Origin of the sequence: Streptomyces europaeiscabiei, from assembly GCF_036346855.1 — a bacterium.
Lineage (GTDB): Bacteria > Actinomycetota > Actinomycetes > Streptomycetales > Streptomycetaceae > Streptomyces > Streptomyces europaeiscabiei.
On record NZ_CP107841.1, the window covers coordinates 790,418 to 804,175 of the forward strand.

Genomic DNA, 13,758 nt, shown 5'->3' on the forward strand with positions numbered 1-13,758 from the left:
CTGAGGGACGGAACGGCCCCAAAGTTCAGGGAAGCGTGTACTCGATGCTCCATGCCCCGACCGGATCCGGCTCGGAGACACCGCCTCGTCGAGATCCGCGACAACCTGATCGCCCGATTCACCGAAGCAGAACAGGAGGGATGGCTCGGTGAGATCGAAGGATTCCAAGTCAGCCTCGCCGGCGCAGAGGAGAAGCTCACCCAGCTCGATGCAGAACAAGTCCGTCAACGCCAAGTGATCGGTCTCGGCATGCCCCGCTTCAGCCAGATCGCGACACGAATCAGTGCGGCAAGAGGGCCTTCAAGCTAGCCGAACCTCATCCACGCGGATGATCTACACCACCCCAACTCACGCCCTACGGGCGGCGGGCCAGCACATGGGTGTCGAGAAAACCCCGGTCGGACGCCGGGTCGTGGAGCAGCCGGGCGAACGTGACGAGCCCGGCCCCGGCCAGCAGCTCGGCGAACCGGTCCACAGGCCAGCTGTAGGCGGGCGTCACCTTGTGGTCGAAGCGGACCGGCTCCGGTCCCTCGGTCCCGAAGAGGGACACCAGGAGCAGGCCCCCTGGTGCCAGGACACGCACCTGCTCGGCAAGCAGCGCGGGCAATTCTCCAGGTGGGGTATGGATCATCGAGTAGTGGGCCAGCACTCCGCCGAGCGCGCCGTCCTCGACCGGCAGGGCTTCCATTCGCGCTTCGTCGAACCGCAGCGCCGGATGGGCCCGCCGAGCGTGGTCGACCATGGCCGGGGAGAGGTCGATCCCGAAGGCGTCCAGCCCCAAGTCGTGCAGCATGGCCGTCAGATGACCAGGTCCGCACCCGACGTCGGCTACCCGCAGGTTCCTCGTGGCACGCACGAGCTCGGCGAAGGTGCCGATCATGTTCCGCGCGAACGGCTGTGTCTCCAACTGACTGGTGAACATCGAGGCATACAGGTCGACAACCCCGTCGTAGGCCGCCTTGGTCTCGTCCTGATGTTTCAACACGGGAAGGAAACTAACACCCGCACCGTTCGCAGCCGTTCTCCGGCCCCATGCCGGCGCTCCCTCTCGGGACTGATCGTCCCGTCACCTGATCACGGGACACCCTCCTCAGTCCAGAGAAGTCACCAGCCCGAAACTGATCGCACCCGACCATACGGTTCGGGGCGCAGCACACCTCCGCCACAGCCGCGAGACCCCCAGCTGTAGGGTCTCGCGGCTGATGTCGTAATCTCACGGGCCGTGTCGTAGCGATGTCGTATACGACATCACCGTGAGACCAGCGCGTGGGTGCTGCTGCTCAGCGCCTCGTCTCGTACCTGGTCAGGATCACGCCGCCGGGATACGTCCGCGTCTCCACCAGGTTGAGGTTCACCCAGTTGTCCAGCGCGGTGAAGAACGGCGTGCCGCCGCTCACCAGGACGGGCGCGGTGGCCAGCACGTACTCGTCAATCAGCCCGGCCCGCATGGCCGCCCCGGCGAGCGTCGCGCCGCCGATGTCCATCGGGCCGCCGTCCTCGGCCTTGAGCCGGGTGATCTCGGCGACCGCGTCGCCGGTGACCAGGCGGGTGTTCCAGTCGACCTTGTCGATCGTCGAGGAGAACACCACCTTCGACATGTCCCGCCAGCGGCGCGCGAACTCGATCTCCGCCGGGGTGGCGCCCGGCTGCTGGTCGCCGGTCGGCCAGTGGGAGCTCATCGTCTGCCACAGCTTGCGCCCGTACAGCGTCAGGTCGGTCGCCTGCAACTGGTCGGACCAAAACTGGAAGAGCTCGTCGCTCGGCACGCCCCAGCCGATGTCGTCGCCGGGCGCGGCGATGTAGCCGTCCAGGCTCAGGTTCATGCCGTAGATCAGTTTCCGCATGGCGCCGGCCTTCCGCGAGTCGGTCTCACACGTACAGACCGGCGCGGCGCGGGAAACTCATCGGTGCGGGATCTGAGCTCACATGTGGTCCTCGTGCTCGGGGCTCAGCCTCAGACTCCGTTCCGCCGAGGAAATGGCATCGATCTGAGACTGATCTTGGGTGACATCGCGGTGAGACAACAGAGAGCCAGCAGGTCACAGAAGATCGACATGTCATCGGCGGTGTCGCCCTACACCAGTCTACGAGCGGCCACGCCCGGCGGCACCGCGACGGCCCCGCCGGGTGTCCGACCACCGGCGAGCTGGTGCGCGGCATCGAGAGTCGCGGCGCGGCGGGCGGCGCGCACGATCCACGCGTTCACACTCATGTGGCGCCCGAAGCCGCCTTGATCGAGGGGGCCAGTTATCAGGGATACGCAGAGTCATTGTGGTGACAGACATGAATGCGGAATAGCCGCCGTTTCACGGTGGCGTCATCGGTGGCATGAGATGTGCCCGCGCAGCCGCCCTACGCCGGGGAGATCGCTCCTCGCCGGGCGTGATGCCCGCAGATGAGCTTCGGTGTCTATGGAAGGCTGTGGCACGCGGACCAGACCTCTTCCAGGAGTGCCGGGTAGTCCTCGCCGTAGGTGACCACGCCCGCGTACACCGCGTCCAGGGCGGCCTGGAGCGGGTCGGCTTGGGCGGCATCGGTCAGTGCGGGCAGGGCCATGTGCGGCTGCGACATCCGCAGGGACGGGTCGGGGGCCCCGATGACGACGGCCATGGTGTACGAGGTCGGGCTGTCGTCGGGCTGTGGTGCGGGCGGGCTCGGCGGCTTCGCCGCGGCAGCTGCGGGGCCCACCACTGGCGGTGACGCCTGCGGGGGATTCGGCAGAGGCTCCTGGCCTCTTGGGGGGACGGGCGGGTGGTGGGGCGGCCGTTCAGGCGGGATGGCCCGGCCGACGGTCCTGTTCGGGACACGCGGGTCCGAATCCAGTACCCGCCACAGGCGGTCCGGGTCGTCGAAGGGCGGCGGCAGCGGACGGCCGGCGGCCAGGGCTGTGAGTGCGTCGGCGATCCAGTTCAGGCCGGTCAGACCGGCCCTCTCGCAGGCCCGGCGGGCCGCAAGCAAGGCCACCGAGCGCTGGGTGGTGGGGCCGGCGGCGTCGATGGCGTGCAGGAGTGCGGGGTCGAAAGCGAGCAGGCCTCGGACGTTGCCGCCGACGGTGCGCAGGGCCTGGCTGGGCAGCTGTCCGCCCCATTGCTCTCGTTCGTGGGCGAGCAGGCTTTCTCGTTCTGCTTGTTGCCGGGTGAGGCGGGCTTGGTGTTCGGCTGCGGCGCGCTCGGCGGGTGTGGGAGGGGGCGGCTGCCGGCGGGCGTAGTCATGCCAGTAGGCGGCGTTCTGCGAGGTCTGCTTGAGTACCTGGTCGGGCCGCGGCGACGCGGGCCAGAACTGCAGCAGGTATCTGTCGAGTTGGGGGTCATCGTCCAGTCGGGTGTCCCCCTCGCGTGCCGCGTCCATGCCTGTGGCGCAGTAGCGCACCCGGTAGTCGGTCCTGTCCAGGTCCAGCGCCCAGGCGTCCTCACCTGCCCATTCCATGAGCACACTGTTGGCGGACAGCGGGCGGAAGGACACCTCCACGACGTCCTCCCACGACGGGTCCAACGGCGGGGCCTGGTCGTGGACTTCGACGGTGAAGCCGACGCTGCCGGTGTGCAGCCCGGTCGTCAGCCACAGCGCCCCGGGAATCGCCGCCCCGCACAGTCCGCTGCTCTGCCCGGCGAACGCCTCCGCGAGACCGGGACCGAAACCGTCCGGGTCACTTTCGACATAGATCTGGCCGTAGTGAACATGTACCTCGCCGTCGACGGGCCTGCGCACCTCACACCCTCCCCGACACGAGTGTGCGCAAGGTGCAGCAGTCCCTCACGGGTGGCACGGAGGTGGACTCCTCGATGAGCTGGAAGCCCACCGCACAGCTGCGTACATATGCGCCGTACGGCATCGGGCGGGAAGGGTCGACGCCCATGTCGCGGTGCAGTTCCTTGTCGGCCTGCATGGCGCTGAGTTCGATCTTCTCGACGTTGTCGTCGCTACGGTCGGCCTTCGCCATATAGGAGCTGTAGATGCTCAGTCGCTGGTCGACAAGGCTCCGCTCGCGGTCCACCTCGGTGGTGCTGGTGGCCTTCAGCATCGCGATCGCACCCTTGGTGGTGTGCGGGAAGCCGGTCTCGTTCCCGTACCTGTCGGTGCGCTCGCCGCCGGGCAGTACCGCCCACCGCTCGGGCTCGGTCCAGTCCTCAGGTGCGGCGGAGGTTGGCGTCTGTGCGGGCTCGGCGGGTGCGGTGGTGGACGGGCTCGCCCCGCTCTTGCTGGCAAAGACGCCGTCGTCGCTGTCGTCGGTGGACGCGCACCCGGTAAGGGCGAGCATCAGGACGGCCATGGCGCCGGCGCCCCACATCCCGCCCCTCGTCAGGGAGTTCCTGCTCACAGCCTCAGCCCTCGATGCCGTTGACGATGGAAATCAAACCTCCGGCCAGGACAGGGGGTAGCGGTTCCCCCAGATTCAGGACGGATCGTCAGGTGATCACTCTAGAGGCTGGTTCGGGCAAGCACGGGCGGGCAGTTGGTCCTGGTCACTGTGATCCAGGGCGAGGCCGGCGAGGGCTGCAGCGCGCATGGAAGGCAGAAGGCCGTGGCAATGTCCGGGGCGGGCTCGGCGTGCCATGGCGTTGCAGGGGGTGTGAAGGCCGGTCGCTGGGACGGAGCGGCACTGATCGGGGGGCGGCTGCCCGGTTGTCATGCACATAGGGTGTGGTCCATGCAGGATGACTCCCCCTTGATCCAGAGCCTTCGTACGGCTGTTGCGGCGGCACCTGCCGACGTCCCCCTACGACTGCACCTGGCGCAACTTCTGTTGAACGGCGGACGGCCTGACGCCGCCGTCGCGGAGGTGGCCGTCGCCCTGCAGCACGTACCGGGCGATGCGCAGGCGCGGGAACTCATGGCCCGTGCGGCCGCTTCGGCATGGGCTTCGGGGTGGAGGAGTTCACCGAACGCCGCTGGATCACGCTGCGTAAGGAGCCTCGCGACTTCGGGTTCTGGCGGGGTTGCAGGGTTTCCGCCGCTGACTGTCCTTGGCGGCTTATCAGTCGCGCTATATCGCCTGTACGGTGATCAACTCGCCGTCGGTCGGCCTGTACACGACTCGATGCGTGTCGTCGATTCTCCGCGACCAGTAGCTCAGGGGTTGCCAAGCAGACTCACCCCGACGGACATTTCAGTCGATCGGGCCTGCTCAACGCCGCTCGGCCTCGGCCGACTCGGAGCCGGAAAGGACACGCGGCCCCTGGCCCGTCCGCGAGCACACGCGGACGGGCCAGGGGCCGTTCGTTCGTCAGCCTCCGCTGGAGAGCGACCACTTCTGGTTGGATGCGCCGGTGCAGCTCCACAGCTGGACCTTGGAACCGTTCGCCGTTGCCGTTCCGGTCACGTCGAGGCAGAGTCCGGACAGGTCGTTGGTGACGTTGCCGTTCGCGTGGAAGGTCCACTTCTGGCTGGAGCCGCCGTTGCAGTCCCAGGTGATCACCTTCGTACCGTTGGCCGTGCCGTTCCCGGACGCGCCGAGGCACTTGCCCGCGACCCGGAGTTCACGGCTCGCCGAATAGGTGTAGGCCTGGTTGGCGGTACCGGGCACACCGCAGTCCCAGATGTACTGCTGGACACCGTTGGCAGCGTTGCCGGTGTCGTCCAGGCACCGGTTCGACCCCTGGCCGACGATCTGCGCGGCGGCCGTCTGCGCGCTCCGGGTGAAGGTGACCGTGGCGCCGGCGGGCAGGGTGTACTGGAAGGATCCCGCGTTGTTCCAGGTGACGGTGAAAGCGGTGCTGCTGGAGTTGTTGTTGTGCGCGACCAGCACCTCTCCTGCGTCCGGGTTCTTGTAGGCCTGGGCCCAGACGTTGCCGCCGTCGCTGTAGCCGATGCGCGTGGCGCCGGGGGCGACGAATTTCGAGAACTGGCCGAGCTGGTAGTAGTTGTTGGTGTGGTGGCCTTGCCGGTCGAGAGCTGGGCGTCGACGGCTCCTCCATCGCCCCCGGAGGCGCCGTACAGCAGCAGACCGCCAACAACACCGCCAACCACTGGTGGAAGATCGTCCCGGCCGAGAACGGCTACTACAAGATCTTCAACACCAACAGCGGACAGGTCCTCGGCATCAAGGACGCCTCCAACACCGCCGGGGCCACCGCGCTCCAGTGGGGTGACACCCTGACCGCCGACCACCTCTGGTCGATCGTCGACGCCGGCGGCGGCTACGCCAAGCTCGTCAACAAGAACAGCGGCAAGGTGCTCGGCATCCAGAACATGGCCACGTCGTCCGGGGCCCAGGCCCTGCAATGGGACGACACCGGTACCGCCGACCACTTGTGGCGCATCACCGCGGAAGACGGCTCCACACCGTTCACCACCTGACCGGACGTCAGCCGCGGTTCCCCAGGGACCGCGGCTGACGCCTTTCACTTGGCTGGAAGGCGGAAGCTCGAGATCCTCGGGCCCCTCCCCGGCGTTGTTCGCCGGCGGGCACAGGGTCCTCTCTTCCAGTCACCGATGACGCTTCCACTGGCCTGCTCGGCGAAGGTCGTCTGCGGACACGCGCCCTCACCGCAGCGGAACCGACGGACCTGTAACTCGATCACCAACCGACGCTGCCCGACCGCAAGGCCGCAAGGCCACGTACCTATCGGTGGTGCACCCACGCGGACCTCACCTCGCAGCCGGAACATCCGGCCCGCTCCGCAGTCGCCCGGGCCCGCACAACCACCAACGGGCGTACGAAGTTGCCTGGCTTTGGCAAGATTTTCGTAGGCGTAGATCATTTCGGTGCCGTGATCGACCGGTCCGCGCATTGGCGGCGGAGGTGGGCGATCAGGACGACGCGGTGGCGTAGAAGTGGGACACGGGCTCGTCCTGCCATGAGGCGCTTCTGGAGCTCGACGTCGGTGATGCGGCCTTCGTCGACAGCAGAACTGTGGATCGTGGCGATTCCTTGGTCGACAGCCTCCAGGTCTTCGCGCAGGGCTCCGGCGAGACAGGCAAGCGGTGGCAGTCCACTGCTGGCGGGTTCGTCGAGCCAGGCAGGCAGGGAGCCGGCGTCGCGGTTGTCGAGCATGACGGCGAACCGGCGGACCAGGTCGTGGGCGTATTTGAGTTCCGGGCAGCGCTCAAGGAGCCGGTGCAGGCGGGTGGTGACGTCAAGGCCGCGGCGATCGGGGTGAGTGGTTTCGCGCAGAAACCCGGACGAGCATCGGACTGGTCGATGTCGGCCGACGGCTCCGACGCCCATCTGGCCGCGTAGGTTCGCGCGCGCACCGCCTGGTCGGAGGTTCACCGCTAGTGGTCGCCGGGGGCATGCAGTCACACGACACTCAGCCGGTCGGGGCCGGTGAGCTCCAGCGCGTCCTCGATCGAGGGGAGCACTCCGTCGCGGCTGAAATCCCACTGGCGGCGCACATCGGCCGTGCGATTCGCTGCGGCCACGGAGGCAGGACGGAAGAAGGCCTCTGGGTTCGGAATGGACGTACTCGTCTGCCCGCCACCACACCCTGTCACCACCGAATGTGAGAAAGGACCGTTGATCAGACACTCCCGCTCCCCCTGGGCGGCGAGGCAAGGGCGCTGTCCAGGGGGAAGGAGGATCGGCGGCTGTGTCAGGGAGTTACGAGGCGTTGGTGAGCTTCTGGATCTCTGTGGGCAGGGGCTTGTCGAGGTCGGCCACGTAGATCTGCATCGTGTCGAGGGAATCGTCGACCGCGATGGCGATGCCGGGGTCGACACCGGGGATCTTGTATGCGGGCGATTCCGGCTGAGGGACGAGGCCGTCGTTGTTGTCGTCGGGTGTGTCGTTGCAGGCGACATGGACGGCCTTGCCCACCTTGTTCCCCGCCTTGAAGTCGTGGTGGACGGTGATGCCCGTGTAGACCTGGCCGGCGAATTCCACTTCCGCCGCGCAGGCGCTTTCAAGCAGCGGCGTTGCCGCCTCGGTCTTCGTGGTGGCGCCGTCGATGAGCTTCTGAACCCTGGCGGGCAGCTTCTTACCGGAGTTGACCACGTAGAAGACGTCGTCGACCGCGATGGCGATGCCGGGGTCGACACCGGGGATCTTGTATGCGGGCGATTCCGGCTGAGGGACGAGAGCGTCGTCCTTCCCGTCCGTGTCGTCGCACGTGACCGAGACGGCCCTGCCCGCCTTGCCACCGATTTCGAAATCGACGTTCTCGACGGCCCTGTAGACGCGGCCGTCGAACTCCACGTCGAGCGGTTCCGCGCAGGCAGCGGGGGCAAGCTGGGCCGGGCTCTCCGACCTGGTCTTCGAAATTGCCTGCTCCGGCTGGGACTTCGCGCTCGTGTCGTCCGACGTAGTCGACGAGCATCCGACGGCGAGAGAGGCGAAAGCAGCCGTCACCATCAGTATCTTCTTCACATTTCGGGCAGCAGTGATCGTAGTGGTCATGGTTCTTCTCCTTGATGACTGTTCGGCGGACAGGGAACTCTTCCCGTGCCGAGAGGGGGGCCTGCGTGGCTGCAGACCGCGATGCGAGGCCGCCGTACGGCGACCGAATGTTTCTGCCGCGCGTCGGATGCGGTGTGCCGACGTATGAGGCTGAAGTGCGATGGGGCGCCGCTGCGCCCCGCCAGCCGGGCGGCACGGCGCCTACCCGGGTTCGCTCATTTCCCGAAGGCCTGGCGGAACAGGTTCCTGTCCTGGTCCGTGGCCCGGACCGTTCCGCCGCACACCGGCACTACACCGTTCTCGGCGGTCACGAGGTAGTGCTGACCCGCCTCGAACACCCATCCCTCCGGCCAGTCCTCGTCGTTGCTGAGGCGGGCCGTGGTGGTGTCGCCGCCGCGGTACCAGTGGTCGATACGGAACTCGACCCTGTCGCCCGCTTCTGAGGTCACCGTGCCCTCGAAAGCGGTCGAATTGCCGCGCAGTGTGTCGACGGTGGGCTTCGCGCACGCGGCTGAGGGTGCCCCGCTGTCGACGCCCTCAACGGTCAGAGCCAGAGGGCCGGCCGAGGGCGACGGACCTTGGTTCGTCGTGATCCCCCAGGTGATACCGCCTCCCACGAGCAGCGCGGCGACCGCTGCCAGCGCGAGGAGGTTACGGCGGCCCGCGCCTGGGCGGCGCTTCGGCGGCAGAGCCGTGACGGTGGCGGCGCTGGGCGCCGAGTGGGTCCTGGTGTCATGGGTGATCGCGTCCTCCACAAGACGGTTGACGTCCGGCAATGGAGCGTTCGAGGTCAGTGCCGGGTCCACGGCCTTCAGGTGGGCCAGCAACTCGTCGTCGTTCACCGACTGCTCCTTCCTTCACTCGTCTCATGTCCGGCCGGTGCGCTGTTCTTTCGCTCGAGCAGTCCGGCGAGTTTCTTCTTCGCCCGGTGCAGCCGGATGCTCACGGCATTGGAGGTCATGCCGGTCACCTCCGCGATCTGGCGCGGCGTCAGCTCCTCCCACGCCCACAGGAGCACCACCTCACGATCCAGCGCGCCGAGCTTGTCGAGTGCGGCGTGCAGGTCGGTGTGGTCGGCCGGTGCGGTCGGGAGCGCCTCGCGCGTCCGGGTCAGCCGCTCCACCAGCCGCAGCCGACGTCTGTCCGCTCGGCGGGCGTTGGCCAGACAGCCGCGGGCCACGCCATAGCACCAGGGCAGTACGTCGTCGGGATCGACCGCGGGGCCTGCCCCGAGCCCCGGCACATCGTCGAGACGACGCCAGAGCACAAGCAGCGTCTCAGAGAGGACGTCATCGACCACGTCCACCTCCGCCCGCCGCACCAGATACCGGTACAGCGGCTCCACCACCACCTGCGCCAGAGCCTGGAAGCGGGCCTCTGGATCCCGGGTCGTTCCCTGTTCCGTCATAGATTCCACACCCTGCCCTGTCCGGCACCCGCCGCATCCTTTCAAATGAGCGACCCGGACCATCGGCAGGGAAACACCCCTGAGCGTGGGCCGTCACGCGCAAGCTGCTCGTGCGACGAGCGGCACCTGCGTGTGATGCGCTCCGGAGCGAGTTTTGCCCCGACGGTTCGTGCCCAGCCATCCGGTGGGCTGGACCGACAGATCGACCAGTGCAATCCGCGAAAATGCCTGGTCAAGAGTTCGATGGACAGGAGTGGGCGAGGCCGCCGGGTGAGTCTTGCTGCTCTGTGGCCGCTGCGGCGCCTCGCCGGATGTGTTGGCGTTCGGCGCGGGCCCAGCCGGTCTCCGCGCAGCTGTGGTTCGGCCGACACTGGGGTTATCGAATCATCAATGTCGAACATTCCGATCATCGCCCACGCCTTGTACCCGGCCGTCGCAGACGCGGACCACGTCGCGGACGCCCTGGTCAGGAAGGTGCCCGGCCGCCGGTCCCCGCCCACCATGTCCACGGCCACCCAACGGTGCCGGGTCGAGCCGTCGTGCACCCGGTCCGTGCCGAGCTCAGCGAAGAACTCGGTGATGTACTCGCTGGATCGGTAAGGGAAGTACTTCGGCTCCGACGAGGCGCCCGCATCGTCAGAGCCGAGGTTTCCGCACACCTACTCGCCCGGCGATTCGAGCGTTCCCTTCCTGGACTTCAGGGCAGAGCCCCCACGCCATCGCTGCCGCACCAGGTCGGCCGCGCGCACCCTGGCACGCGCATGAGCGCCCATGCACGTGACCTTCGCTGCCGCTAGGTCGATACTTCCTGCAGATGCGATCCCGCCGAGCCGTGCCCGACCACTCCAGACACCTGACGCCTCGTCATCAAAGTCAGCACTGAGTCCGCATTGAGTCAGCATTGAGTCAGCATTGAGTCAGCATCAGTACCGTTGGAGCCCGACCGCGACCGCCACGAACCGTCAAGGTCGACAACTGAACGAACCTGTGATGACCTGCAAAAGGCGCCGGCCGGAGGCTCGTCTCATCATCTCACCAGGAGGCACCCATGAAGATGTTGATCAACGTCGCGGAGAGCGTTGTCGCGGACGCGTTGCGGGGGATGGCGGCCGCGCATCCCGAGTTGACCGTGGACGTGGAGAACCGGGTGGTGGTGCGGCGGGACGCGCCGGTGGCCGGGAAGGTGGGGCTGGTTTCCGGGGGTGGCTCGGGGCACGAGCCGTTGCACGGTGGGTTCGTGGGGCCCGGCATGCTGTCGGCGGCCTGTCCCGGTGAGGTGTTCACGTCGCCCGTGCCGGACCAGATGGTCCGGGCCGCCGCGGCCGTGGACAGCGGGGCCGGGGTCCTGTTCATCGTGAAGAACTACACCGGTGACGTGCTGAACTTCGACATGGCGGCCGAACTCGCCGAGGACGAGGGCATCCGGATCGCCAAGGTGCTCGTCAACGATGACGTGGCCGTCACCGACAGCCTCTACACCGCCGGGCGGCGCGGCACGGGCGCGACCCTGTTCGTGGAGAAGATCGCGGGGGCCGCCGCCGAGGAGGGGCAGCCCTTGGAACAGGTGGAGGCACTGGCCCGGCAGGTCAATGAGAACTCCCGCAGTTTCGGGGTGGCCCTCAGCGCCTGCTCCACGCCGGCCAAGGGCAGCCCCACTTTTGATCTCCCCGCCGGGGAACTGGAGTTGGGCGTCGGCATCCACGGTGAGCCGGGGCGTGAGCGGCGCGCGATGATGACCTCGCGCGAGATCGCCGACTTCTCGGTGAACGCCGTCCTGGACGACATGAGCCCGCGCAATCCGGTGCTGCTGCTCGTCAACGGCATGGGCGCCACCCCCCTGCTGGAGCTGTACGGCTTCAACGCGGAGGTGCAGCGGGTCCTCACCGAACGCGGGGTCGTCGTCGCCCGCACCCTCGTCGGCAACTACGTCACCTCGCTCGACATGGCCGGCGCGTCGGTGACGCTGTGCCAGGTCGACGAGGAGTTGCTGCGGCTGTACGACGCGCCCGTGCGGACACCGGGACTGCGCTGGGGTGTGTGAGGCGGCCGACGGCCGCCCCGCCCGACGAAGGTCTCGCGACCGCGTCCTGACTGTCTGTCAATTCACGTATCACGCAAGGAGATTTTGTGCTCGACGCCGACTTCTTCCGTCGCTGGATGACGGTCGTCGCGGCCTCGGTGGAACGCGAGGCCGAGCGGCTCACGGCGCTCGACTCGCCGATCGGGGACGCCGACCACGGCAGCAATCTGCGCCGGGGGTTCGCCGCCGTGGCGGCCGTGCTGGAGAAGGAGGCGCCGGACACGCCCGGCGCCGTCCTCGTGCTCGCCGGACGGCAGCTGATCTCGACCGTCGGTGGCGCGTCCGGCCCGCTGTACGGCACTCTGCTGCGCCGCACCGGCAAGGCGCTCGGTGACACGGCCGAGGTGAGCGAGACTCAGTTGACGGACGCGCTGCGCGCCGGGGTCGACGCGGTGATGGCGCTGGGCGGGGCCGCTCCGGGCGACAAGACCATGATCGACGCGCTGGTCCCGGCGGTCGACGCGCTCGCCGAGTCGTTCGTCGCCGCACGGGCCGCCGCCGAGGAGGGCGCCCTGGCGACCACGCCGTTGCAGGCCCGCAAGGGCCGGGCCAGCTACCTCGGTGCGCGGAGCATCGGGCACCAGGACCCCGGTGCCACGTCCGCCGCGCTGCTGATCGCCGCCCTCGCCACCGCCGCCGGGAGCCCGGAGGCCACCGATGTCTGATGTGAAGCCGGTCGGCATCGTGCTGGTGTCGCACAGTGCCGCCGTCGCCGCCTCGGTCGCCGAGCTGGCGATGGGGCTCACCGGTGGGGGCGCCGCCGTTCCCGTCGCCGCGGCCGGCGGCACCGAGGACGGCGGCCTGGGCACCAGCGCCGAGCTGATCTCCGCGGCGGCGGCCTCCGTCGACCGCGGCGCCGGCGTCGCGGTCCTCGCCGATCTCGGCAGCGCGGTCCTCACCGTGAAGGCCCTCCTCGCCGAGGGCGACGAACTCCCCGCGGACACCCGCCTGATCGACGCCCCGTTCGTCGAGGGCGCCGTCGCCGCGGTCGTCACGGCCTCGACGGGCGCGGACCTCACGGCGGTGGCCGCCGCGGCTTCGGAGGCGTACGCGTACCGCAAGGAGTGATCATCCGAGGAACCCGGCACACGGGTTCGGGCCTGTCGCCCGATCGGCGACAGGCCCCGAACCGGTGAGGTCAGCCCGCCGCCCCGCCACGCATCGTCGCCCCTCTGCTCATCGCCACCCCTCCCACCCATTTCCGCGCCAGTTCCTCCCCCAGCTCCACCGCCGCCTCGTGGTCCTCGATCGGGGTCACCCTGGAGTCTTCGAAGAGGATGTAGGTGACGCCGGAGGCCGTACCGCCCTTGCGCGGGTCGGGGCGGATTCCGAGGGCCTCGGCCGTGGCGTACGAGGCCTCGCCGATGATGTTCTGGGGTCCGGTGTCGCCGACGACGGCGTACTGGACCCTGCCCTTGTACACGACGGCGGCGACCGAACCGCCCTTGATGCCGTGGACCCGGTAGTCCCAGACACGGCTCGCGACGGGGACGACGATGAACGGCAGGCTCTCGGAGCGTAGGTACCGGCCGTCGGACTGCAGGAACGACGTGGCGGGCTGGAACCACGGGTCGGTGCTCCTGTTGCAGCGCGGGCTCGGCCGACCGTCGCAGTCGATGTCCATGTCGGCCTTCCAGAACACCGCGCCGTCGACGCCGCAGACCGGGATGCCGGCGGGGGTGCCCGCGTCGCTTCTGTACAACCCCTCGGACACTCGGACGCAGCCACGCGCCTTGGCCAGCAGCTCGGCGGCGGTCACACCGCCCTCCCGGTGCACGGGCCGCTGCGGGTGGGCCAGGGCGGGCAGGGCGACGGGGGCCAGCAGGGCGGCGCCGACGGCGGCCAGCGTCAACGAGCGGACACGCACGATGAGGAACCCTCTCCTGGGGGAACATGACGGACACTCACCCAAAGGTGGTGCGCGTCGAAGAGGAC

At 68.5% G+C, this 13,758-nt stretch carries 18 protein-coding genes and 2 pseudogenes; 8 read left to right on the plus strand and 12 right to left on the minus strand.

Annotation, left to right across the window (positions count from 1 at the left end; genetic code table 11):
- The first annotated feature begins 51 nt into the window (after nucleotides 1-51).
- Nucleotides 52-309, plus strand: coding sequence for a hypothetical protein (locus OG858_RS03720; protein ID WP_086750525.1), 258 nt, complete (start codon nucleotides 52-54; stop codon nucleotides 307-309).
- A gap of 46 nt (nucleotides 310-355) precedes the next feature.
- Here the strand turns inward: OG858_RS03720 and OG858_RS03725 are convergent, their stop codons facing one another.
- The 5 genes from OG858_RS03725 to OG858_RS03745 form a co-directional block, all read right to left on the minus strand.
- A complete protein-coding gene (locus OG858_RS03725; RefSeq protein ID WP_086750524.1) occupies nucleotides 356-985 on the minus strand; it encodes a class I SAM-dependent methyltransferase in 630 nt (209 codons plus the stop codon).
- A gap of 295 nt (nucleotides 986-1,280) precedes the next feature.
- Entirely contained in the window at nucleotides 1,281-1,844 is a 564-nt protein-coding gene (locus tag OG858_RS03730) for a dihydrofolate reductase family protein (RefSeq protein WP_086750523.1), read from the minus strand.
- Nucleotides 1,845-2,074: 230 nt separating this feature from the next.
- The gene (locus OG858_RS03735) at nucleotides 2,075-2,212 is read right to left on the minus strand and encodes a hypothetical protein (protein ID WP_327743084.1); all 138 of its coding nucleotides are present in this window, start codon (nucleotides 2,210-2,212) and stop codon (nucleotides 2,075-2,077) included.
- 197 nt (nucleotides 2,213-2,409) lie between these two features.
- Complete coding sequence (locus OG858_RS03740; protein WP_327723265.1) at nucleotides 2,410-3,708, minus strand: hypothetical protein; 1,299 nt, start codon at nucleotides 3,706-3,708, stop codon at nucleotides 2,410-2,412.
- Nucleotide 3,709: 1 nt separating this feature from the next.
- Nucleotides 3,710-4,318: a hypothetical protein gene (locus OG858_RS03745; RefSeq protein WP_319315697.1), complete on the minus strand. Its 609-nt coding sequence runs from the start codon at nucleotides 4,316-4,318 to the stop codon at nucleotides 3,710-3,712.
- A gap of 330 nt (nucleotides 4,319-4,648) precedes the next feature.
- Between OG858_RS03745 and OG858_RS03750 the strand changes: the two are divergent.
- A pseudogene (locus tag OG858_RS03750) lies at nucleotides 4,649-4,847 on the plus strand (tetratricopeptide repeat protein); the annotation flags it as partial.
- Between the two features lie 137 nt (nucleotides 4,848-4,984).
- On the opposite strand, the pseudogene OG858_RS03755 reads toward OG858_RS03750, so the two are convergent.
- A pseudogene (locus tag OG858_RS03755) lies at nucleotides 4,985-5,068 on the minus strand (type II toxin-antitoxin system YoeB family toxin); the annotation flags it as partial.
- A 156-nt stretch (nucleotides 5,069-5,224) separates the two neighbouring features.
- Nucleotides 5,225-5,809, minus strand: coding sequence for an RICIN domain-containing protein (locus OG858_RS03760; protein WP_327725970.1), 585 nt, complete (start codon nucleotides 5,807-5,809; stop codon nucleotides 5,225-5,227).
- A gap of 83 nt (nucleotides 5,810-5,892) precedes the next feature.
- On the opposite strand from OG858_RS03760, the gene OG858_RS03765 reads away from it, so the two are divergent.
- Together OG858_RS03765 and OG858_RS03770 are read left to right on the plus strand one after the other, a co-directional pair.
- On the plus strand, nucleotides 5,893-6,297 hold the full coding sequence (locus OG858_RS03765) for an RICIN domain-containing protein (protein ID WP_327725971.1): 405 nt from the start codon (nucleotides 5,893-5,895) through the stop codon (nucleotides 6,295-6,297).
- Between the two features lie 574 nt (nucleotides 6,298-6,871).
- A complete protein-coding gene (locus OG858_RS03770; RefSeq protein ID WP_179201105.1) occupies nucleotides 6,872-7,180 on the plus strand; it encodes a hypothetical protein in 309 nt (102 codons plus the stop codon).
- Nucleotides 7,181-7,239: 59 nt separating this feature from the next.
- Here OG858_RS03770 and OG858_RS03775 read toward each other — a convergent pair whose 3' ends face one another.
- The 4 genes from OG858_RS03775 to OG858_RS03790 all read right to left on the minus strand — a co-directional run bounded on the left by OG858_RS03775 (nucleotide 7,240) and on the right by OG858_RS03790 (nucleotide 9,743).
- Nucleotides 7,240-7,362: a hypothetical protein gene (locus OG858_RS03775; protein WP_256960567.1), complete on the minus strand. Its 123-nt coding sequence runs from the start codon at nucleotides 7,360-7,362 to the stop codon at nucleotides 7,240-7,242.
- Between the two features lie 178 nt (nucleotides 7,363-7,540).
- On the minus strand, nucleotides 7,541-8,335 hold the full coding sequence (locus tag OG858_RS03780; protein WP_143677263.1) for a DUF6281 family protein: 795 nt from the start codon (nucleotides 8,333-8,335) through the stop codon (nucleotides 7,541-7,543).
- A 215-nt stretch (nucleotides 8,336-8,550) separates the two neighbouring features.
- Nucleotides 8,551-9,177: a hypothetical protein gene (locus OG858_RS03785; protein WP_328545142.1), complete on the minus strand. Its 627-nt coding sequence runs from the start codon at nucleotides 9,175-9,177 to the stop codon at nucleotides 8,551-8,553.
- Nucleotides 9,174-9,743, minus strand: a complete 570-nt coding sequence (locus tag OG858_RS03790) for an RNA polymerase sigma factor (RefSeq protein ID WP_256960566.1) — start codon at nucleotides 9,741-9,743, stop codon at nucleotides 9,174-9,176. Before OG858_RS03790 ends, OG858_RS03785 begins: the two co-directional genes overlap by 4 nt.
- Nucleotides 9,744-10,133: 390 nt before the next feature.
- Between OG858_RS03790 and OG858_RS03795 the strand changes: the two genes are divergently transcribed.
- From OG858_RS03795 to OG858_RS03810, 4 genes are all read left to right on the plus strand, one after another.
- On the plus strand, nucleotides 10,134-10,343 hold the full coding sequence (locus OG858_RS03795) for a hypothetical protein (RefSeq protein WP_086749465.1): 210 nt from the start codon (nucleotides 10,134-10,136) through the stop codon (nucleotides 10,341-10,343).
- A 448-nt stretch (nucleotides 10,344-10,791) separates the two neighbouring features.
- The gene (gene dhaK, locus OG858_RS03800) at nucleotides 10,792-11,784 is read left to right on the plus strand and encodes a dihydroxyacetone kinase subunit DhaK (RefSeq protein WP_086749464.1); all 993 of its coding nucleotides are present in this window, start codon (nucleotides 10,792-10,794) and stop codon (nucleotides 11,782-11,784) included.
- Between the two features lie 86 nt (nucleotides 11,785-11,870).
- Entirely contained in the window at nucleotides 11,871-12,488 is a 618-nt protein-coding gene (dhaL, locus tag OG858_RS03805) for a dihydroxyacetone kinase subunit DhaL (protein WP_319266317.1), read from the plus strand.
- Nucleotides 12,481-12,891, plus strand: coding sequence for a PTS-dependent dihydroxyacetone kinase phosphotransferase subunit DhaM (locus OG858_RS03810; protein WP_319068211.1), 411 nt, complete (start codon nucleotides 12,481-12,483; stop codon nucleotides 12,889-12,891). Before dhaL ends, OG858_RS03810 begins: the two co-directional genes overlap by 8 nt.
- A gap of 70 nt (nucleotides 12,892-12,961) precedes the next feature.
- On the opposite strand, the gene OG858_RS03815 is transcribed toward OG858_RS03810, so the two are convergent.
- Entirely contained in the window at nucleotides 12,962-13,690 is a 729-nt protein-coding gene (locus tag OG858_RS03815; RefSeq protein ID WP_319266319.1) for a glycoside hydrolase family 75 protein, read from the minus strand.
- Nucleotides 13,691-13,758: the final 68 nt, after the last annotated feature.

Coding starts and splice junctions, on each gene's coding strand:
- OG858_RS03720 (WP_086750525.1), top strand. CDS start 52: ATGCCCCGACCGGATCCGGCTCGGAGACACCGCCTCGTCGAGATCCGC.
- OG858_RS03730 (WP_086750523.1), bottom strand. CDS start 1,844: ATGCGGAAACTGATCTACGGCATGAACCTGAGCCTGGACGGCTACATC.
- OG858_RS03735 (WP_327743084.1), bottom strand. CDS start 2,212: ATGAGTGTGAACGCGTGGATCGTGCGCGCCGCCCGCCGCGCCGCGACT.
- OG858_RS03780 (WP_143677263.1), bottom strand. CDS start 8,335: ATGACCACTACGATCACTGCTGCCCGAAATGTGAAGAAGATACTGATG.
- OG858_RS03790 (WP_256960566.1), bottom strand. CDS start 9,743: ATGACGGAACAGGGAACGACCCGGGATCCAGAGGCCCGCTTCCAGGCT.
- OG858_RS03795 (WP_086749465.1), top strand. CDS start 10,134: ATGTCGAACATTCCGATCATCGCCCACGCCTTGTACCCGGCCGTCGCA.
- dhaK (WP_086749464.1), top strand. CDS start 10,792: ATGAAGATGTTGATCAACGTCGCGGAGAGCGTTGTCGCGGACGCGTTG.
- OG858_RS03810 (WP_319068211.1), top strand. CDS start 12,481: ATGTCTGATGTGAAGCCGGTCGGCATCGTGCTGGTGTCGCACAGTGCC.